Origin of the sequence: Bacillus sp. FSL E2-0195, assembly GCF_038003645.1 — a bacterium.
Taxonomy (GTDB): Bacteria; Bacillota; Bacilli; order Bacillales; family Bacillaceae_G; genus Bacillus_A; species Bacillus_A mycoides.
Map to the genome: position 1 here is coordinate 573,239 of NZ_JBBOPN010000001.1, position 20,568 is coordinate 593,806.

Sequence of the window (20,568 nt, forward strand, 5' to 3'; positions counted from 1 at the left end):
CACCCTCCAAATCTTTGACAGTTGTACCTATATTTTATATTGAAATAAGAATAATTTCAAAAGCTTAGCTTATAATAGTTGGTTTTATAAATAAAATAGCACCAGTAGTGTTGACTACTACTGGTGATTTCACGCATATATTATACAAATGGTAATTCAATTATAAATTCTGTTCCGACTTCTAATTCGCTTTTAACTTCAATAGAACCATTATGAAGTTCTACAATTTCTTTTGCAACAGCCAGTCCGATACCTTTTCCACCTGTAGCTCGTGTTCTGGATTTATCGACACGGTAAAAGCGATCAAAAACATGTGGGATATCTTCTTTTGGAATACCTTCACCTTCATCTTGTACACTTATTGTAAAAGTATTCGCACTGGTTAGTACACGTATTATTATAGAAGTGTTTTCTGGTGAATGTTGATAAGCATTGTGTAATAAATTTAACATAACTTGTTCCATACGTCTTTCGTCTATGCAAACTTCTAAATCATCTTTGCAATGTACATGGAGTTGCATTTGTTTGTTTGTTAATGTTGTTTTTGTTTTTTCAACCATTCGTTCTAAAAATGGTTTAAGAATTACTTTTTGTTTTTTTATAACAAACTGGTGTTGCTCTAATTGTACAAGCATAAATAAATCTTGTACGAGATCGGTTACACTATCCGTTTCGTCTTCAATGATTTGTAAGTATTCTTCACGTTCTTCTTTCGTTAGAGAATCTCTTTTTGCTACCTTTGCATAACCTTTCATATAGGTTAATGGAGTTAGTAATTCATGCGCTACACTAGCGAGAAATTCGTTTCGTTCTTTTTTCATATACGTAAGTTCACTAGATAAATCTTCAATCGTTTTTGCTAAGCTTCCAAGTTCATCATTTCGTTTAATTCCTAATTGAATCGGCTTATTTAATTTTGACATTTTTTCTGTCGCCCGCTTCATTTTTATAAGCGGTTCTGTAATAACACGAGAAAAAACAAAGACAGAAATAGTAGTTAAAATAATTGTCAAAACACTAATGATAAGAAATTGATTCATGAGTTTAAGTAACATATTTTCTAAGAAAGATGTCTTTAATAACATATATAACTTACCTTGAAATCCTTGAATTTCCAGCGGGCTTACTGTTGAGATGAATTTTGATTTTTTCCAGTTTTTTTCAACGATTAATCCACCTTCTGGGATAGTCTCAGTTTTACAAGTAAGTTGTTTTTGCATTTCTTTCGTTACGGGTTCTGAGGTAGAAATAATTTTGCCGTTATTGTCTGTTATAATGATAGCTATATCAGAGTTAGCAATTAATTCTGATTCAACTAAGTGTTCAGCCGCAGTGTTGATATCAAACTCGGGGTACACAGCACGTTTAGGCCGTTTACTGTGTTCAGCGCTTTCTGTGAGTTTCTTTTCTTTAGAATATGCACCCCACTTCGCGCGGTTTTTAATCATTTTACTATAGCGATTTCCTTTCTCTAAAAGAGCAAGAGTTTCCTCTTCAATGCGTATGTTTGAAAGGTTCTTATAAAAAGATACGAAAGCGATTGTCTCAATACATAAAGCTAATATTAAAAAGTATGTCCCAACTTTAAGGGAAAGTTTGCTCATTTTCTCACCATACCTTATTTCATATAGAGTGAAACTTTAATCAGTGGGGTTTTATCCATCCCCACTGATTAAAGTAATTATTCACTTTTCCATTTATATCCGACTTTATAGACGGTTTCTAAGTAATCTTCAACTGGAAATTCTTTTTTGCGTAATTTATCACGGATATTACGAATATGTGAATCGATAGTTCTGTATTCGATGTCTGTTTGATATCCCCAAATTTTTTCAATTAAATCATCACGGCTGTAAGCACGGTTTGTATTTTGTAAAAAGAGTCCAAGTAACGAGAATTCAATAGGAGTTAGTGAGATTCTTTCACCATAAACGGTAACAGTATGTTTCGTTTTATCCCACTCAATACCATTGAAGCTAACAAATCCGTCTTTCTTCGTACGGCGTAATATGGCCTCAATTCGTGCAACTAATACATGCTCATCAAATGGTTTTGTAATATAGTCATCTGCTCCCATGGTCAGGCCTTTGACCATATCATAATTTTGGTTGCGAGCTGTTAGCATAATAATTGGAACGTTGGAAATTTGACGGATTTGATAGCAAGTATCCCACCCATCCATATTCGGCATCATAACATCTAATAAAATAATATCGAAGTCCTTTTGTTCGATTAATTCTAGCGCTTCAAGGCCAGAAGTAGCTTTCATACAAAAATAGCCACGAGGGCTTAAGAACAGATCTAACAATCGTAACATACGTTCTTCATCGTCTACTAATAAAATTTTCACCATAATCTTGTGCACCCCAAACTATTCATTCTACTTGTATAGTTTACATGAAAATAATAAAAAACTCTTTTTATGTGATTGAATGGATGGCTGATTTTTTCAATCAGGGCAATTGACATAAAAAATGCACTAGTTTTGCACAACTATTTTTTATAATAGAAAACGTAGCGACACAAATACCCTATGTTGCGACATAACGTCATGTCATTTTATTTATAAAATGACAATTCCATTCTATTGTGTATGTGAGATAGAGAGGGTTTTCGTATTCACCTCGCATCGGATAAGAAAAATTTCCTATCTCACACTTTTTTTAAAAGGGGATTGTACACATGAGTAAAAAAGTAGAGCATTTACAAAAAGAAAAGCAAGATCGTAATGCGGTTGTAATGTGTGTTGCGGTATCTATGCTTATTATGATAAGTTGTGTAAATAAATTTTTCGGGATTTTATAATAGAAAAAAAGCTTATTGCTTCTTAAGAAGCAATAAGCTTTTTTTATGTATTCTATATAATAAACCAAGGTAAAATTGCTAATCCAGAAGTTACAATTGCTGTAGCAAATATTAAAAAGATAGCTTGTTTGTTTTGTTTCATGTTACATTCTCCTCTACATATCAATTGCTTGCTATACGTTTACTTAATAATTAGCGGGAGATGGATCCTCCTCGCTGAGTAAAGTTTCACTTTATATTTTTAGTATAACGAATGGAAAGGATTGGAACGATCGATAAAGGTGACATGAAGATTACATTGTTGTAATGAAAAAAGCATCTTAATTAATAAGAAGATGCTTTTGAAAAATTATATTTAAATGTTAATTATTTAAGAATAAAACCATATGCTCTTCGTCCCAATATTGGCCATTATGTTTTAAGGACCGTTCTTGCACGCCGTAAGTTTGGAAGCCGAGGGACTCATATAATTTTTTTGCAGCAGTGTTATCAGCAACAACATCAAGCATGAGCTGTTCTACATGTAATTTATCGGCATTTTCAATAATCGCTTTAATTAAAGCTCGTCCTGCACCGAGACCACGCGCTTTTGGAGAAACAAAAACGGAGCCGATTTTTGCCTTATGCTCTTGCTTAATAAATGGCTTTGTTTCTAGAGTAGCAATACCGACTAAATCATTATCTTTGAAGACACCTAGAGTATACTTATCCGGATTGCTTAATCGCTTTGCCATAGCAGCGACAGGGTTTTCATGTTTAAGAACATCTTCATAAGAAGAGCTAAAAGCCTCAGGGTTTTTCGTTAAACCTTCCATACAAACTTTCAAATAAATTTCTGCGTCCTCTGTTGTTAATAAGCGAATTTCCATAGTTGTAACCTCCTAGATTGATTCAAATTTAATTCATTAACTTTGTAAGATTAAGTTTAGTTAAATGTATTCTGTGACTATTCTTTCTTAATTTGTAAAAGAATGAAAAGATTATGCTACTATGTTTTCATTTTATTTATCCCGCTATTTGTGGGCAGTAAAACTCCTACCTCGAAATTCGGCTGGAGCAAAGAAGTTAGGTGGGAGTCGGGCTGCCCGTAAAAGCCCGATTGGTGAAGGCTAATAATCAGTGGGGGATGAACACCCCCCACTGATTATAGTTTCACTTTATGTAATGAAATTATATATTAACTTTATTAACTATTCAAGGTTTTAATATGTTACATTTTTATAACTAAAATTCCCGCTTTGTAAAGGAGTCATTTTTATCCAACTATTCGTGGGAGTCGGATTGCCCGTAAAAGCCCGATTGGTTGGGCTAATAATCAGTGAGGAGGGAAAAACCCTCCACTGATTAAATTTTCACTTTCTTTTACGTATTCAATCGTTTATTTTGTAGCCATCGATTCGTTCCGGATGTGTATAAATATTGCAAGATCCATTTCGAATAAATCCTACTACGGTAATACCTAAATCGTGGGCGAGTTGCAGAGCTAGTTTAGTTGGAGCTGATTTAGATAGAACAATTTCGCAACCTATTTTTGAAACCTTTAACAAAATTTCAGATGAGATGCGTCCGCTAAACGCAATGATTTTCCCTTGAACAGAGATATTGTTTCGTAAACAATGACCGTATATTTTATCTAGCGCATTATGTCTTCCGATATCCATTCTTGATAAAAGAATGTTATTTCGATCACATAAAGCGGTATTATGCACACCACCCGTTTGGCGAAATGTAGTTGAAGATTGTTGTAAGGAAGTCATTAGGTGAAAACATTCTTCCGGAGTAATAGTTATATGTATATCATGTAACTTTTTTGCTTTTGCTGCATCGTTGACGAAAACAAAGCCTTGTCTACTTTTCCCGCAACAAGAAGTTACGTACCGTTTATTATATAAAGTTTGATAGAGCGGATTAATTTTTGATGATTTTACATGGACAATTCCGTTTTCTTTTTGGATCCATAATTCTTCAATATCTTTATAAGAAGAAATAATTCCTTCAGAAATTAAAAAACCGGTTACCATATCTTCAATGTAATTAGGAGTGCATACAATTGTTACGTATTCTTCGCTATTTAATTTAATTGTAATGGGAGATTCCGTAACAACCTCATCGGTTTGTTTTGAAAATGTACCAGATTGATAACGTACAATTGTATATGTTTCTTGAATAGGCCCCATATTAAATTCCCCTTTATATGTATTTTTCTCCATATTTATCATAAAACATCGAAAAAATAAAAGCACCTACTAACAAGAAGATGGCAGATTATTTTGGTTATTATTGTATATGTACGATATAATAGATTTGTAGAATAGCGACATTTTCAAGCTTTCGTAGTTATACCTTATAACATCTAGAATCGACTTCCAAAGGAAAGTATTTCAACAGGGCGCTTCAAAAATATGTACAACAAAATTATGAAAACGGATTCAAAATTGTGCTGTACAGTTAGTTGTAAGGAGAGGGGAAACTATGACAGAACAGACAGTCCGTGTAACCGTTGATGGTAAAGAATTTTTCGTATCAGGTGAAAAGACGATACTCCAATTGTTTAACGAAGGTAATTTAGAACATCCTCAAATTTGTCATGTACCAGAGGTAGATCCTATTCAAACTTGTGATACATGTATTGTAGAAGTGAATGGAAGTTTACTACGTGCCTGTTCGACGAAGTTGGAAGATGGCATGCATATTGAGAGGCAATCGGAACGTGCAAAGGAAGCACAAACAGAAGCGATGGATCGAATACTAGAGAATCATTTATTGTATTGTACAGTATGTGATAACAATAATGGTAACTGTAAAGTCCATAATACAGTACATATGATGGAGATTGAAGAACAGAAATATCCATATGAACCGAAAGTAAGTGCATGCGAAGTGGATACGTCGCATCCGTTCTATCGATACGATCCAAATCAATGTATTGCTTGTGGGCAGTGTGTAGAAGTATGCCAAAATTTACAAGTGAATGAAACTTTATCGATTGATTGGAGTTTAGACCGTCCACGTGTTATTTGGGACAATGGTGTGAGTATAAATGACTCGTCTTGTGTTAGCTGTGGGCAATGTGTAACAGTTTGTCCTTGTAATGCATTAATGGAAAAAACGATGCTAGGAGAAGCTGGATTTATGACTGGTTTAAAACCAGATGTGCTAAATCCAATGATTGATTTTGTAAAAGATGTAGAGCCTGGATATAGCAGTATTTTAGCAGTTTCAGAAGTAGAGTCCGCGATGCGTAAGACGAAAATTAATAAGACAAAAACAGTTTGTACATTTTGTGGTGTAGGTTGTTCATTTGAAGTATGGACGAAAGATCGTCAAATTTTAAAAGTGCAACCTGTTTCAGATGCACCGGTTAATGGTATTTCCACATGTGTAAAAGGAAAATTCGGATGGGACTTTGTGAACAGTGAAGAGCGTATTACAAAGCCGTTAATTCGCCAAGGGGATATGTTTGTTGAGGCTTCATGGGAAGAGGCTCTTGAAGTTGTTGCATCTAATATGCAACATATTAAATCAGAGTATGGTAGCGATGCGTTTGGGTTTATTTCTTCTTCGAAAGTAACAAATGAAGAAAACTATCTTATGCAAAAACTAGCTCGTCAAATATATGGAACAAATAATGTAGATAACTGTTCCCGTTATTGCCAATCTCCAGCAACAGACGGTTTATTTAAAACTGTCGGTATGGGCGGAGATGCTGGAACAGTGAAAGATATTGCTGAGGCAGGTCTTGTTATTATTGTTGGGGCAAATCCAACAGAAGGACATCCTGTACTTGCAACTAGAGTGAAGCGTGCTCATAAATTACATGAACAAAAACTAATTGTCGCAGACCTTCGTAAACATGAAATGGCGGAGCGTGCTGATATATTTGTTCACCCGAGTCAAGGGACGGATTATGTATGGCTTGCTGGGATAACGAAATACATTATCGATCAAGATTGGCACGATAAAAAGTTCATAGCTGAAAATGTAAAGAACTTTGATGAATATAGCAAAATGCTAGAAAAATATACACTTGATTATACTGAGAAAATCACAGGGATTTCTAAAGATCAGTTAAAAGAAATGGCTCGTATGGTATATGAAGCAGATGGTACTTGTGTACTTTGGGGAATGGGCGTAACTCAAAATACAGGAGGAAGTACAACGTCGGCAGCAATTTCAAATTTACTTCTCGTGACAGGTAACTACCGTCGTCCTGGTGCCGGTGCGTATCCGTTACGCGGGCATAATAACGTACAAGGTGCTTGTGATATGGCGACATTACCGAACTGGCTTCCGGGTTACCAAGCAGTTTCAGATGATGTGCATCGTGCGAAATTTGAAAAAGCATACGGTACTACCATTCCGAAAGAACCGGGATTAAATAATATCGCAATGTTACTTGCGGCCGAAGAAGGAAAACTGCGTGGTATGTATGTTATGGGAGAAGAAATGGCTTTAGTAGATTCAAATGCCAACCATGTACAACATATTTTAGCGAATTTAGACTTTCTTGTTGTTCAAGATATGTTCTTATCGAAAACAGCTCGTTTCGCCGATGTTATTTTACCAGCAGCACCAAGCTTAGAAAAAGAAGGAACGTTTACGAATACAGAGCGCCGTATTCAAAGATTATACGAAGTATTGAAACCGCTTGGTGATTCAAAACCAGATTGGTGGATTTTACAAAAAGTAGCTCGTGCACTGGGCGGAGACTGGAATTATGGAAGTCCAAGTGAAATTATGGACGAAATTGCATCGCTTGCACCGTTATACTCTCAAGCGACGTACGACCGTCTAGAAGGCTGGAATAGTTTATGTTGGGGTAGCCATGATGGTAGTGATACACCATTATTATATGTAGATGGATTTAACTTCCCAGACAAACTAGCACGTTTATCACTAGATGAATGGGTTCCGCCAGTTATAGCACCAGATGAGTATGATTTACTATTAAATAATGGCCGTATGCTAGAGCATTTCCATGAAGGGAATATGACGAATAAGTCGGCTGGTATTTTATCTAAAGTGTCTGAAGTATTTGTTGAAATTTCACCTAAACTTGCTAAAGAACGCAATGTGAAAGATGGTGGTCTTGTAGAGTTAGCATCACCATTTGGAAAGATCAAAGTACAAGCGCTTGTTACAGATCGTGTAACTGGAAATGAGTTATATTTGCCGATGCATGCGACAGTAAATGAAGAGGCAATCAATATTTTAACAGGAACAGCAACAGACATTTATACGTGTACACCAGCTTATAAACAAACAATGGTGAAACTGCGCGTATTACGTGAAAAAGGAAATCGTCCGTTACCATCTTCAAACCCGAGAGATAAAAAACGTTATCCGCAAAATGGTGTTGAAATCGAGCGAAAGTGGCAAAGAAAACAATACGTATCACTTGTGGACCAGAATTAGGGGGCGGAGATCATGGCAAAAGAGATTACTTTAATTAAAAAGAAGATTGTAACAGAAGAAGAAAAAAAACAGCAAGTAACAGATGAGTTGTTAAATGATCTAGCTGAAAATAGAGAAGCAGTAGAAGAGACGATGCAGCTATTAGCGCAGTTGCAAAAAGCTGGAATTTTAGATGCGGCAATTAGTTTACTTGCTGCAAAAGAAGATGTTTCCAAAATAGCTGTTGAACAATTGAATCGTGAACCAGTAAAAAACGCATTAAACAATATGATGGGGGCAGGGGAGGCATTATCTTCAGTGGACCCAGAAATAACGAAACAAATAACATCTAGTTTAGTCACTGGATTACAATTTGCAACGGATGAGCTGAAAAACGGAAAGAAAACAAAAGTGATGGATTTCTTTAAAGTATTAAAAGATCCAGATATCAACAGGGCGATTACATTCGGTTTTAGTTTCTTAAAAGCATTTGGACAAGGACTAGAGAAAAAATAGAGCGAGTGAAAAAAGTGATGGGATTAGCCATCACTTTTTTCATTATATGTATAAGAGTGTTCATGTTAAGCGGAATATATTATTATTAAAAAGATGGATTGAAATTGGAAATGTGGAATCCATCTCAAATATCGTTTTAGAATGTGGAGGAATATATGCAACACCGTAAAAGACTATCTATACCAGGAGTAATGGGACATTCCTTTCAAACAGTTAGATTTGCTTTTTGGAATGTATTAACCTTTCAACTTACTTATAAATTATTAGCAGCGATTGTATTTGTCCCGCTATTTGGGATCATTTTTAATAAGTTATTGTATTTTGGTGGTTATGCAAATGCGACGAATGATGAATTATTAGCGTTTTTAAAGACACCATACGGCATTTTGGCAATCGTAATTTTATCATTGTTAGCACTGTTTCTTATCTTTACGGAATTTGCGGTGCTTATTATCATTTCGTACTTCGCTCATAAAAGACAAAAGGTGAAATTACGTCCGATTTTATATAAAACCGTAACGTATTTACCTACTCTTTTCACATATTGCTTACCAGGATTTATTTTATATGCTGTCGTATTGTTACCTCTTTTAAATATTGGATATGAAACGGCATTAATTCCGCAAATTCAAATTCCTAACTTTATTACAGGAGAACTGTTTAAGACAACGATGGGACAAGTTGGTTATTACACGTTCTTTGCTGTAGTTGCGTATTTGAACCTTCGCTGGATTTTTGTTCTACCTATTGTTGTTTTAGAGCAAAAGCCGTTTCGCACAGCAGCACGTAAAAGTGCAACGTTAGTAAAAGAAAGTTTTTTTAAAGTACTATTCTTTTTAGTAGGATTTTTTATTTCAATAGGGATTGTATACGGTGTATTTTTTGGAATGTATTTATTGTGTCTATGGGGCATGTATGAATTTACAAATCCACAGGGAACATTTGCATTATTAGCGGAATCAACAATGTCTGTATTTTTAACGAGTACATTGTATTTATTTAGTTTTATCGTGACGCCATTTTATATTATGGCAATAACACGATTGTATTTACAAAAGGTTCCGGTTGAAGAGGTTTTATTAGAAGAAGGATTAGATTATTCGAAAACAAAAGCAGATAAATGTTTCTTCCAAAAACATCGTTGGAAATTTATTGGTGTATATATTGTAGGAATTATTACTGCCGGAATGGTCGTTGCCTTCATTGTAACGTTTATTTCAAATTCATATAAAGAACCAATTATTATGGCTCATCGTGGTTATATTTCAAAAGGTGTAGAGAATACGAAAGAAGCTGTGCAGGGGGCTATTGATGCCAAAGCAGACTACGCTGAAATTGATGTACTGCAAACAAAAGACGGTGAACTAGCAGTTATACATGATTTGAAGCTAAAACGTCTTGCTAATGCTAATGTTCATGTGTCCGATTTAACGATGGAGGAGTTAAGACAGCTTACCCTTAGTCAAGATGGTTTTTCAGGACAAATAAGTACACTTGATGAGATCATTAAGTTGGCAAAAGGAAAAATCAAACTTAATATTGAAGTGAAGCTTCATGGTGGCGAAAAAGATTTCGTAAACAAAGTATTAAAAGCGATTAAAGATAATGAATTTGAGAAGCAATGTGTCATTCAAACGTTACACTATCCGCTTATTAAAGAGTTTAAACGTGCAAATCCAAATATAAAAGTAGGATATATACTGTATGCGAGTAGAGCTAACTTAAAGAATGTGAAGGCTGATTTTTATGTAGCAGAAGAATACATGTTAAATAAGAAATTAGTAAAAGAAGCAAGGAAGTTAAACAAGCCAATTTACGTATGGACGGTAAATGATATGGAAAGTTTAAAGGGATATTATAAGTTAAACGTAGATGGTATCATTACCGATTATCCTGAAGATGCACGTGAAACAATTAAGATGTTAAAAGAGCAAGAAGATCGTGAAAGTGATATGTTTGATAAAATTAGTGAGACGACAGAAGATCTATTTTCAAAGTTATTTATAAGTTATCCAGCTGCTGGCTAAATGCCAGTAGCTGTTTTTTTGTGAAAAGAATATATTTCTAAAGTATTGAACAAAGTAATAAGTGTATATGTATACGTCATTGCTTAGTTTTTTTACATTGTTACATTATTGTCAAATAATAAATAATTACTATGCATTTTGAATGGATATAATAGAAATAGAGTAATAGATGATGGAGTGGTACGGAGAACCCAATAAAATCAATGTTTTATATATTTACACTATTCTAAATATATAAACTTTAAAAAAAAAGTATGTTAGCGTTTTCATAACTTTTAAGTTATGCTAGAATAAGGACGTAAGTTATTAATTATTTAAAAAAGAAAAAAGAATTCCTTTTTTCTGTTAATTATAAGGGGGCATTTCATTATGCGTATTGGGGTACCAGCAGAAATTAAAAACAACGAAAACCGTGTGGCAATGACACCAGCAGGTGTTGTACATTTAGTTCGTAACAATCACGAAGTATTCATTCAAAAGGACGCAGGTGTAGGATCTGGTTTCACAGATGCTCAGTATGTTGAAGCGGGAGCGAAAATTGTTGATACGGCTGAAGAAGCTTGGAACATGGAAATGGTTATGAAAGTTAAGGAACCAGTTGAAAGCGAATACAAACACTTCAGCGAAGGTTTAATCTTATTCACATACTTACACTTAGCTCCAGAACCAGAATTAACAAAAGCGTTAATTGAAAAGAAAGTTGTTGCTATCGCATATGAAACAGTACAATTAGAAAACCGTTCTTTACCATTACTTGCACCTATGAGTGAAGTAGCTGGTCGTATGGCTGCACAAATCGGTGCGCAATTCCTTGAGAAAAACAAAGGCGGTAAAGGTATCTTACTTGCAGGTGTTCCAGGAGTTAAACGTGGTAAAGTAACAATTATCGGTGGTGGACAAGCTGGTACAAATGCTGCTAAAATTGCAGTTGGACTAGGTGCGGATGTAACAATCATCGACTTAAGTGCAGAACGTCTTCGTCAATTAGATGACATTTTCGGAAACCAAGTAAAAACTTTAATGTCTAATCCTTACAATATTGCAGAAGCTGTAAAAGAATCTGATCTTGTAATCGGTGCAGTATTAATCCCAGGTGCAAAGGCTCCAAAACTTGTAACAGAAGAAATGATTAAATCAATGGAACAAGGTTCTGTTGTTGTAGATATCGCGATTGACCAAGGTGGTATTTTCGAAACAACTGACCGTATTACAACTCATGATAACCCAACTTATGAAAAACACGGCGTTGTTCATTATGCAGTTGCAAACATGCCAGGTGCGGTTCCACGTACATCAACTCTTGCATTAACAAACGTAACAGTACCATATGCAGTACAAATTGCTAACAAAGGCTACAAAGAAGCTTGCCTAGGCAACACTGCATTATTAAAAGGTATTAATACATTAGAAGGCTATGTAACATTCGAAGCAGTTGCAGAAGCTCACGGTGTAGAGTACAAGGGTGCTAAAGAATTATTAGAAGCAGAAACAGTATCTTGCTAATAGAAGCATTATACAAAACAAAATCGAACAATATATAAAACAACATGATAAGAGCTAAGAGATAATACCTCTTAGCTCTTCTTGGTAAAAGGGGGCATTCATCGTGGCCAACCTATTTAAAAAGAAATCCGTTACGCAATTGTTAGGGGAAAGTAAAAGTAAAACTTTGACGAAAACGCTAGGGGCATTTGACCTAACAATGCTAGGGATTGGTGCGATAATTGGTACAGGAGTTCTAGTATTAACTGGATTAGTAGCAGCAAGAGATGCTGGTCCAGCAGTTATTTTTTCATTTATGATTGCAGCAATTGTTTGTGGATTTGCAGCTTTATGTTATGCAGAGGTTGCATCTGCACTTCCTGTTTCAGGTAGTGTGTACACATATTCATATGCAACAATTGGTGAGTTTGTTGCCCATTTAATGGGATGGACATTGCTATCCGTATATGTCGTAACGACTGCCGCAGTAGCTGGCGGATGGACAGGTTATTTCAATAATTTAGTGAGTGGATTGGGACTTGAAATTCCAAAAGCGTTGTTAACGATTCCATCGCAAGGTGGTATGGTGAACTTACCCGCAGTTATCGTTACGTTGGTGATAACTTGGTTATTATCGCGAGGTACAAAAGAAAGTAAGCGTGTGAATAACATAATGGTATTAATTAAAATTGGTATTGTTGTTTTATTCATTGCAGTTGGTGTATTCTACGTGAAACCAGAAAACTGGATACCATTTGCACCGTATGGCTTAAGTGGAGTCTTTGCCGGAGGAGCAGCAGTATTCTTCGCTTTCTTAGGATTTGATGCATTAGCAACTTCTGCTGAAGAAGTGAAAAATCCACAACGTGATTTGCCGATTGGTATTATTGCTTCATTAGTCATTTGTACAATCATTTATGTTGTAGTTTGTCTCGTTATGACAGGTATGGTTTCTTATAAGGAATTAGATGTACCTGAAGCGATGGCCTATGTATTAGAAGTTGTAGGACAAGATAAAGTGGCTGGTGTAATCGCTATTGGAGCTGTAATTGGTATTATGGCTGTAATTTTCGCATACATCTACGCTACGACACGTGTATTCTTCGCTATGAGCCGTGACGGTTTATTGCCAAAATCTTTTGCGAAAATTAACAAGAAGACAGAAGCACCAACATTTTCAGTTTGGTTAACAGGAATTGGTAGTGCTTTAATTGCCGGATTTATCGATTTAAAAGAATTGTCGAATTTAGCGAATATTGGAGCGTTATTAACATTTGCGATGGTTGGTGTAACTGTCATCATTCTTCGTAAAACGCATCCGAAATTACAACGTGGATTTATGGTACCACTTGTACCAATCTTACCGATTATTTCAGTTGCAAGCTGTCTATTCTTAATGGTAAATCTACCGTTAAAAACATGGATATACTTCGGTGTTTGGTTAGCAATCGGAGTGGTTGTATACTTTGTTTATTCGAAAAAACATAGTCATTTAAAAGACGATGGAAGTTCGCAAGATGGTTTAGAAAAAGCTAATTAAAGGGATATAAAGTTAGTAAGCCTTGTGCGTCTAGGGAGCGCGCAAGGCTTTTTCTTTTGGGGAAATAAAGGAGACCAATGTTATGTTGTCGAATTTTTATGTCGGAATATAAGAAGGGGTGGAAAGATGGAGACGAAAGTTGTCGTTGGAGCAGAGGGATATAATAATAACCCAGGGTGGTTACATACGAATGAAAAAGAATTACATTTATTAAAAAGAGAAACGTGGCTTAATAAATTTCAGCCTAATTCTTTATCAGTAATTTTGGCTGAGCACGTATGGGAGCATTTATCGTATGAAGAAGGTATAGAAGCAGCTAAAGTTTGTTATGAGTTTTTAGAAGATAGTGGATATATTCGCTGTGCAGTGCCGGATGCATTTTTCCAAAATGAAGAGTATCAGCGTGGTGTGCAAGTGGGAGGACCTGGCCCGTTAGATCATCCAGCTGCAAGTCATAAAATTGTACATAACTACAAAACGATTATATCTATGTTTGAAGCAGCAGGTTTTCAAGTAAAGCTTTTAGAATACTGTGATGAGAATGGCCAGTTTCATTATAGTGATTGGGAAGAGAACGGTGGATTTATTTATCGATCGAAACGTTTTGATCATAGAAATCAAGATGGTAAATTAGGATTTGCTTCGTTAATTGTGGATGCAGTAAAAGTTAATAAATAAGAAGGGATGCACGGTAGTTTTCGTGTATCCTTTTTGTATGGAGAGCATGATAGATGCGGAGAATATTTATATGTTTATTTTGAAATGTGAACGAAATGTTTTAAAAAATGTATGAGAATTCATTGACACATATGAATGGACGCTCATATAATAAAGGTATAATACATATGAATAATTGTTCATATGTTCAAATAAAGAGGTGAGCTGTGATGGCTGAAAATAAAGTAGAAACGCAACAGGAAGCATGTTCTCAAACGGTAATTCACGAGGAAATCGTGGATCAAGTAAAACAAACAATTCCGACTGATGAAAGTTTAAGTAAAGTAGCAGAATTATTTAAAGTATTAGGTGACCGCACACGTACGAGAATATTACATGCATTATTTGAAGCTGAAATGTGTGTTTGTGATTTAGCTTATTTATTAGGAATGACGCAATCTTCAATCTCACATCAGCTTCGTGTATTAAAGCAAGCAAAGCTTGTAAAGAACCGTAAAGAAGGAAAGGTAGTTTATTACTCATTAGCTGATCAACACGTAATTCATATCTTCGAGCAAGCGTTTGAACACGTAAACGAGGAAGAATAAAAAAGTGAGGAGGGAGAACGATGGCAGAAGCATTAGTGAAAAAGAAACTTATGCTAGAAGGTTTAGATTGTGCAAATTGTGCAATGAAAATTGAAAAAGGTGTTGGGAATATAGAAGGGGTAACATCTTGTTCCGTAAACTTTGCAACAAAAACGATGCTTTTAGAAACACCGCAAAATAAAGAAAATCAAGTTGTTACGGAAGCGAAGCGACTTGTTACAAAATTAGAGCCGCATATTAAAGTGCAAGAAGAGCAAAAAACAAAATCAGTAAAAGAAGTATTTGTATTAGAAGGCTTAGATTGTGCAAATTGTGCAATGAAGATTGAAAATAAGGTAAAGGAAATGCCAACGGTTTCAGAAGCGACTGTTGATTTCGTATCAAAGAAATTACGAGTAGAAGTTGCAAATAAACGAGAACTTGAATCAACTGTACAAAATATAAAAAATGTTGTTCAAAAGTTAGAGCCTGATGTAAAAGTTGTTCGTGAAGAGGAAAAAGGACACGACCATGGCCATGATCATGGTGATGGAAATGTGAAAAAGATGATAGGACGATTAGTAGTCGGTGGAATTTTGACAGGAATTGCTGCATTAGCCGGATTACCGCAAATGATAACAATTCCATTATTCGTCCTTGCTTATTTATTAATAGGTGGAGATATCGTTTGGAGAGCGGCGAGAAACATAACTCGCGGCCAAGTGTTCGATGAAAACTTTTTAATGGCAATTGCAACTTTAGGAGCTTTCGCGATTCAACAATATCCAGAAGCGGTAGCAGTTATGCTATTTTACCAAGTAGGGGAACTGTTCCAAAGTATTGCAGTAAATCGTTCTCGAAAATCAATTACGTCATTAATGGATATTCGTCCTGACTATGCGAATGTGAAAGTTGGAAACGAAACGAAACAAGTATCACCAGAAGATGTGCAAGTTGGTGAGTATATTATCGTAAAACCAGGTGAAAAAGTACCGTTAGACGGGAAAGTAGTTGAGGGAACATCAATGATGGATACTTCAGCGTTAACAGGTGAGTCTGTACCGAGGGAAGTAGAAGTTGGTAATGACGTATTAAGTGGTTTTGTAAACCAAAATGGTGTATTAATTGTCGAAGTTACAAAAGAGTTCGGTGAATCCACTGTATCGAAAATTTTAGACTTAGTACAAAATGCAAGTAGCAAAAAAGCGCCAACAGAAAACTTTATTACGAAGTTTGCACGTTATTATACTCCTGTTGTAGTTATAACAGCAGCAATAATGGCATTTATTCCACCACTTATTTTAGAGGGTGCTACATTCTCCGATTGGATTTATAGAGCTTTAGTGTTCTTAGTAATCTCTTGTCCATGTGCGCTCGTTGTATCGATTCCTCTTGGATTCTTTGGCGGTATTGGTGGGGCATCTAAAAGTGGTATCTTAGTAAAAGGAAGTAACTATTTAGAAGCATTGAATGATGTGAAATATATCGTTTTTGATAAAACAGGAACATTAACAAAAGGTGTCTTTAAAGTTACGAAGATGGAGCCTAGTGAAGGTATCACAGCTGAAAAGCTATTAGAATATGCAGCATTTGCAGAAGTATATTCAAATCATCCGATTGCACAATCTATTCGAAACGCATATGGAAAATCAATCGATGAAAATAGTATTGAAGACTATAGTGAAATTTCAGGTCTTGGTACGGTTGTAAAGGTACAAGGAAAAGAAATTTTCGCAGGTAATGCTAAATTAATGAAAAAAGAAAACATTACATTTAAGCAACCAAATACAGTAGGTACACTAGTTCATGTTGCTGTAGATGGTAAATATGCAGGTTATATTGTTATCTCTGATGAGGTAAAAGAGGATTCAAAACAAGCAATTCAAAAGTTAAAAGAACTAGGTATTAAGAAGACAGTCATGTTAACTGGTGATGCAAAATCAGTTGGTGAAGCTGTTGGTAAAGAATTAGGTTTAGATGAAGTCCATGCCGAATTATTACCACACCAAAAAGTAGAAGAAATCGAAAAAATTGATGCAGCAAAACGCGGTAAAGAAAAGATTGCATTTGTCGGTGATGGTATTAATGATACGCCAGTACTAGCAAGGGCAGACGTTGGTATTGCGATGGGCGGTTTAGGATCAGATGCAGCAATTGAAGCTGCTGACATCGTTATTATGACTGATGAGCCTTCAAAAATTGCGACAGCTGTAAAAATTGCAAAACGTACACGTAGTATTGTCTGGCAAAATATTATATTTGCATTAGGGGTAAAAGGGTTAGTGTTATTACTCGGCGCCTTTGGTATTGCAACAATGTGGGAAGCAGTCTTCTCAGATGTTGGTGTGACGTTACTTGCAGTATTAAATGCAATGCGTGTACTACGAGTAAAAGATTTATAAAAAAGAGGACGCAATTGCGTCCTCTTTTTTATTGGTTATTTTGTTGAAATTGACTCAAGAAAATAACATCAAATATTATTTTGTTTTTGAATAATGTAATATATAAAATTACAAAAAACAATATTCTTCTTATTATTTTAATATATTTTTTACAAATATCTATATAATATTGAAAAATGGAGAAGTGGGGGAGGGACAAAACCCCACTGATTAAAGCTTCACTTTATTTTTGTATGTTTTTTTCAACTTGTTCTCGAACAGTTTGAATATAATTCATTTTATGATCCCAACATTCTTGGCTTAAATCGACAGGGTACTCTTCTGGGTTTAAAGTTCGCATATACTCTTCCCAAAATAGTGAGAGGCTGCGTTCATTATACTTTTGAATCTCTAATATATTAGGTAATTCATACGCTCTGTTACCGTTAATGAAAATATCTTGATGCAGTTCGCGTGCTTCAAAGCTTGTTACGAATTTACTTATATATGTATGAACTGGATGAAACATTTTTAAACGCTCTTCTTTTCCGGGTTCTTCTGACTCTAAAGCAATATAATCGCCCTCTGCATGATCGTTAACACGGTTAATAATACGATAAATTCGTTTAAGTCCTGGGGTTGTAATTTTTTCAGGATTAGATGAAATCTTAATCGTATCATTTAATTTTCCGTCAGTATCTTCAATAGCGACTAGTTTATAAACGGCCCCTAATGCTGGCTGCTCAAAGGATGTAATCAGCTTTGTACCAACACCCCATACATCAATTTTTGCCCCTTGAGATTTCAAGTGCATAATCGTATATTCATCTAAATCGCTAGAAGCGATAATTTTTGTGTTTGTAAATCCAGCTGCATCAAGTTGTTTTCTGGCCTCCTTTGATAAATATGCCATATCACCACTATCAAGGCGAATGCCATAAAAATCGATACGATCCCTGAACTCTTTTGCAACACGAATCGCATTTGGAACACCAGATTTTAATGTGTCGTATGTATCGACAAGAAATACACATTTTTTATGTGTTTCAGCATATTTTTTAAATGCAACATATTCATCGCGATATGCTTGAACGAAAGAATGGGCATGTGTGCCAGCTACAGGGATGCCAAAGCGTTTCCCTGCGCGAACGTTACTTGTAGATGAAAACCCACCAATAAAGGCAGCTCGTGTTCCCCAAAGGGCAGCATCAAACTCATGAGCGCGTCTTGTACCGAACTCTAAAAGCTCATCATTATTTGCAGCGTGCTTCATACGTGCAGCTTTTGTAGCAATTAATGTTTGGTAATTTACAATATTTAAGAGGGCAGTTTCAATTATTTGTGCCTCGCCAAGCGGTGCATCAACACGTAATAATGGTTCGTTATTAAAAACAACTTCGCCTTCTTGCATACTACGAATCGTGCCAGTAAATTTCATGTTTTGTAAATAATGAAGGAAGTCTTCTTCAAATTGCAGCTCTGCTAAATAAGCGATGTCACTTTCGGTAAAGCTGAAATTTTCTATGTACTCTACAATTTTTTCAAGACCAGCAAAAACAGCATAGCCGTTTTCGAATGGAAGCTTTCGAAAGTATAGATCAAAAACAGAACGGCGAGTATGAATACCATCTTTCCAATATGTATAAGCCATGTTGATTTGATATAAATCTGTATGTAAGGCGTAACTATCGTCTTTATAATGATTCATTGTGAAAACACCTCCGCAATTTGGTTATAGTATACCAATTTTCCCCCTTTCGTAGCAAAGAAGTAATAGGGGATTGAAGTCAAGGGAGAAAAAAATGAAATAATGCATATTTTTTAGAAAATTTACATTTATCAATTTATATTTCTCAAGATTTTATGTATTATTAGAGTAATGGGGGTAATGAGAATGGAGGAGGACAATGCAACAAACATTAGAAAAAATAGGCAAGCAAGTTTTTTATAAACGGCTACAGCAAAAAATGACACAAGAAGAATTATGTCAGGGCATTTGTTCTGTCTCATACTTAAGTAAGATCGAAAATGGAAAGATTGAAGCATCAGAAGAAATTCTACAATTGCTCTGCACAAGACTAGAAATTGCTGTGACGGATTTGAGAGATGTAGAAGAAGATGTGAAGGTGAAGTTGGACGAGTGGTTGAATGCATTAGTTCATTTGGACAAGCAACAAGTAGAGCGCATATACGAAGAGTTGCAAGGTGAAATGAAGCATGTGTTGGATTTTGAAATTATAAATTATTATAAACTGCTGTATACACGTTATTTAATTATGAAAAGGGATATATCTGCAATTGAAGAAGAATTAGAGAGATTAAAGAAAGTCTACAAAAAGTATTCTCCATTTCAGAAGTTATTATATACGTACAGTAGAGGGTTATTGTGCTGTTTGCAGTATAGATGGAAGGATGGACTAGACCACTTATTAAAAACAGAAGTAATGGCCAAGGAACAAGGGTATCATGAAACGGGTATGTACTATAATATAGCGCTTGCATATACTCATTTAGATATTCATCACCTTGCAATTCATTTTGTGAATATAGCATTAGAAGGATTTCGTAGTGAATATAAGTTTAGAAATATAATTAATTGCCAGATACTTATTGCAGTAAGTTACACAGAAAAAGGTCAGTATGAAGAGGCCTTAAGAATGTATGAGAGTATATTGAGGGAGGCCACATCTTTTGCGGATAAGGATGTACTTTTAGCTATTACTTTAAGCAATATGGGAAGTATATATTATAAAAAAAGCAAATATCAGCAGGCGAAGAAATATTATTTGGATAGTCTGCAACTTCAAAAACAAGTAGATTTAAACTATCTAGATACAATATATGAACTGGCATTAGTATGCATTAAATTAGAAGAATTAGAAGAGGCAAAGGAATGGATTGATAAGGGAATTGTTGCAGCAAAACAAGAAGAGAGATTTAATGCAAAGTTATATTTGCTTTTAATTCTTAGATATAAACATTTTGAAGAAGCAAAAGATTATAAAGTATTTTTGGAAAATGAGGCTATTCCTTTGTATAAATCTGCGGGAAATAAAATAGAATTAAAGAAAGTATACGTTGAACTCGCAGAACATTTCGCTAGTTTATCGAGATTTGAGGAAAGTAATCGATATTATAGGTTAGTTATTGATTTGATGAATGATAATAAGGAGGAGTGA

15 protein-coding genes are annotated in these 20,568 nt (G+C 35.2%); 10 read left to right on the forward strand and 5 right to left on the reverse strand.

Annotated features, from left to right (window positions below):
- Window positions 1-140: 140 nt before the first annotated feature.
- Together MHH59_RS02950 and MHH59_RS02955 are read right to left on the reverse strand one after the other, a co-directional pair.
- Window positions 141-1,604 carry a sensor histidine kinase gene (locus MHH59_RS02950; protein WP_016121438.1) on the reverse strand — a complete coding sequence of 488 codons (1,464 nt, stop codon included), beginning with the start codon at window positions 1,602-1,604 and terminating at the stop codon, window positions 141-143.
- Window positions 1,605-1,681: 77 nt separating this feature from the next.
- A complete protein-coding gene (locus MHH59_RS02955; RefSeq protein WP_002010439.1) occupies window positions 1,682-2,353 on the reverse strand; it encodes a response regulator transcription factor in 672 nt (223 codons plus the stop codon).
- 329 nt (window positions 2,354-2,682) lie between these two features.
- Between MHH59_RS02955 and MHH59_RS02960 the strand changes: the two genes are divergently transcribed.
- Window positions 2,683-2,805, forward strand: coding sequence for a hypothetical protein (locus tag MHH59_RS02960; RefSeq protein WP_002125145.1), 123 nt, complete (start codon window positions 2,683-2,685; stop codon window positions 2,803-2,805).
- A 362-nt stretch (window positions 2,806-3,167) separates the two neighbouring features.
- Here MHH59_RS02960 and MHH59_RS02965 read toward each other — a convergent pair whose 3' ends face one another.
- Window positions 3,168-3,674 (reverse strand): GNAT family N-acetyltransferase, encoded by a 507-nt coding sequence (locus MHH59_RS02965; RefSeq protein WP_000405886.1) that lies wholly within the window; start codon window positions 3,672-3,674, stop codon window positions 3,168-3,170.
- A 501-nt stretch (window positions 3,675-4,175) separates the two neighbouring features.
- Window positions 4,176-4,982: a formate dehydrogenase accessory sulfurtransferase FdhD gene (fdhD, locus tag MHH59_RS02970; protein WP_033727980.1), complete on the reverse strand. Its 807-nt coding sequence runs from the start codon at window positions 4,980-4,982 to the stop codon at window positions 4,176-4,178.
- Window positions 4,983-5,277: 295 nt separating this feature from the next.
- On the opposite strand from fdhD, the gene fdhF reads away from it, so the two are divergent.
- From fdhF to MHH59_RS03010, 8 genes are all read left to right on the forward strand, one after another.
- Window positions 5,278-8,220, forward strand: a complete 2,943-nt coding sequence (gene fdhF, locus MHH59_RS02975; protein ID WP_340850810.1) for a formate dehydrogenase subunit alpha — start codon at window positions 5,278-5,280, stop codon at window positions 8,218-8,220.
- Window positions 8,221-8,232: 12 nt separating this feature from the next.
- Complete coding sequence (locus tag MHH59_RS02980; protein WP_002010449.1) at window positions 8,233-8,715, forward strand: DUF1641 domain-containing protein; 483 nt, start codon at window positions 8,233-8,235, stop codon at window positions 8,713-8,715.
- Between the two features lie 155 nt (window positions 8,716-8,870).
- Window positions 8,871-10,742 (forward strand): glycerophosphoryl diester phosphodiesterase membrane domain-containing protein, encoded by a 1,872-nt coding sequence (locus MHH59_RS02985; protein ID WP_078178069.1) that lies wholly within the window; start codon window positions 8,871-8,873, stop codon window positions 10,740-10,742.
- Window positions 10,743-11,111: 369 nt separating this feature from the next.
- Window positions 11,112-12,245 carry an alanine dehydrogenase gene (ald, locus tag MHH59_RS02990; protein ID WP_002010453.1) on the forward strand — a complete coding sequence of 378 codons (1,134 nt, stop codon included), beginning with the start codon at window positions 11,112-11,114 and terminating at the stop codon, window positions 12,243-12,245.
- Between the two features lie 103 nt (window positions 12,246-12,348).
- Window positions 12,349-13,764, forward strand: a complete 1,416-nt coding sequence (locus MHH59_RS02995; protein ID WP_340850811.1) for an amino acid permease — start codon at window positions 12,349-12,351, stop codon at window positions 13,762-13,764.
- Between the two features lie 126 nt (window positions 13,765-13,890).
- Window positions 13,891-14,442 (forward strand): class I SAM-dependent methyltransferase, encoded by a 552-nt coding sequence (locus tag MHH59_RS03000; RefSeq protein WP_002134328.1) that lies wholly within the window; start codon window positions 13,891-13,893, stop codon window positions 14,440-14,442.
- A gap of 209 nt (window positions 14,443-14,651) precedes the next feature.
- Window positions 14,652-15,029 carry an ArsR/SmtB family transcription factor gene (locus MHH59_RS03005; protein ID WP_002010461.1) on the forward strand — a complete coding sequence of 126 codons (378 nt, stop codon included), beginning with the start codon at window positions 14,652-14,654 and terminating at the stop codon, window positions 15,027-15,029.
- A gap of 20 nt (window positions 15,030-15,049) precedes the next feature.
- Complete coding sequence (locus tag MHH59_RS03010) at window positions 15,050-17,410, forward strand: heavy metal translocating P-type ATPase (RefSeq protein ID WP_078178068.1); 2,361 nt, start codon at window positions 15,050-15,052, stop codon at window positions 17,408-17,410.
- A gap of 223 nt (window positions 17,411-17,633) precedes the next feature.
- Here the strand turns inward: MHH59_RS03010 and MHH59_RS03015 are convergent, their stop codons facing one another.
- Window positions 17,634-19,097, reverse strand: a complete 1,464-nt coding sequence (locus MHH59_RS03015) for a nicotinate phosphoribosyltransferase (protein ID WP_340850812.1) — start codon at window positions 19,095-19,097, stop codon at window positions 17,634-17,636.
- Between the two features lie 199 nt (window positions 19,098-19,296).
- Between MHH59_RS03015 and MHH59_RS03020 the strand changes: the two genes are divergently transcribed.
- Window positions 19,297-20,568: a tetratricopeptide repeat protein gene (locus MHH59_RS03020; protein ID WP_016101848.1), complete on the forward strand. Its 1,272-nt coding sequence runs from the start codon at window positions 19,297-19,299 to the stop codon at window positions 20,566-20,568.

Excerpts from the sequence above, each read along its gene's own strand:
- MHH59_RS02950 (WP_016121438.1), bottom strand. The coding sequence starts at position 1,604 with ATGAGCAAACTTTCCCTTAAAGTTGGGACATACTTTTTAATATTAGCT.
- MHH59_RS02955 (WP_002010439.1), bottom strand. The coding sequence starts at position 2,353 with ATGGTGAAAATTTTATTAGTAGACGATGAAGAACGTATGTTACGATTG.
- MHH59_RS02960 (WP_002125145.1), top strand. The coding sequence starts at position 2,683 with ATGAGTAAAAAAGTAGAGCATTTACAAAAAGAAAAGCAAGATCGTAAT.
- MHH59_RS02965 (WP_000405886.1), bottom strand. The coding sequence starts at position 3,674 with ATGGAAATTCGCTTATTAACAACAGAGGACGCAGAAATTTATTTGAAA.
- fdhD (WP_033727980.1), bottom strand. The coding sequence starts at position 4,982 with ATGGGGCCTATTCAAGAAACATATACAATTGTACGTTATCAATCTGGT.
- fdhF (WP_340850810.1), top strand. The coding sequence starts at position 5,278 with ATGACAGAACAGACAGTCCGTGTAACCGTTGATGGTAAAGAATTTTTC.
- MHH59_RS02980 (WP_002010449.1), top strand. The coding sequence starts at position 8,233 with ATGGCAAAAGAGATTACTTTAATTAAAAAGAAGATTGTAACAGAAGAA.
- MHH59_RS02985 (WP_078178069.1), top strand. The coding sequence starts at position 8,871 with ATGCAACACCGTAAAAGACTATCTATACCAGGAGTAATGGGACATTCC.
- ald (WP_002010453.1), top strand. The coding sequence starts at position 11,112 with ATGCGTATTGGGGTACCAGCAGAAATTAAAAACAACGAAAACCGTGTG.
- MHH59_RS03000 (WP_002134328.1), top strand. The coding sequence starts at position 13,891 with ATGGAGACGAAAGTTGTCGTTGGAGCAGAGGGATATAATAATAACCCA.
- MHH59_RS03005 (WP_002010461.1), top strand. The coding sequence starts at position 14,652 with ATGGCTGAAAATAAAGTAGAAACGCAACAGGAAGCATGTTCTCAAACG.
- MHH59_RS03010 (WP_078178068.1), top strand. The coding sequence starts at position 15,050 with ATGGCAGAAGCATTAGTGAAAAAGAAACTTATGCTAGAAGGTTTAGAT.
- MHH59_RS03015 (WP_340850812.1), bottom strand. The coding sequence starts at position 19,097 with ATGAATCATTATAAAGACGATAGTTACGCCTTACATACAGATTTATAT.
- MHH59_RS03020 (WP_016101848.1), top strand. The coding sequence starts at position 19,297 with ATGCAACAAACATTAGAAAAAATAGGCAAGCAAGTTTTTTATAAACGG.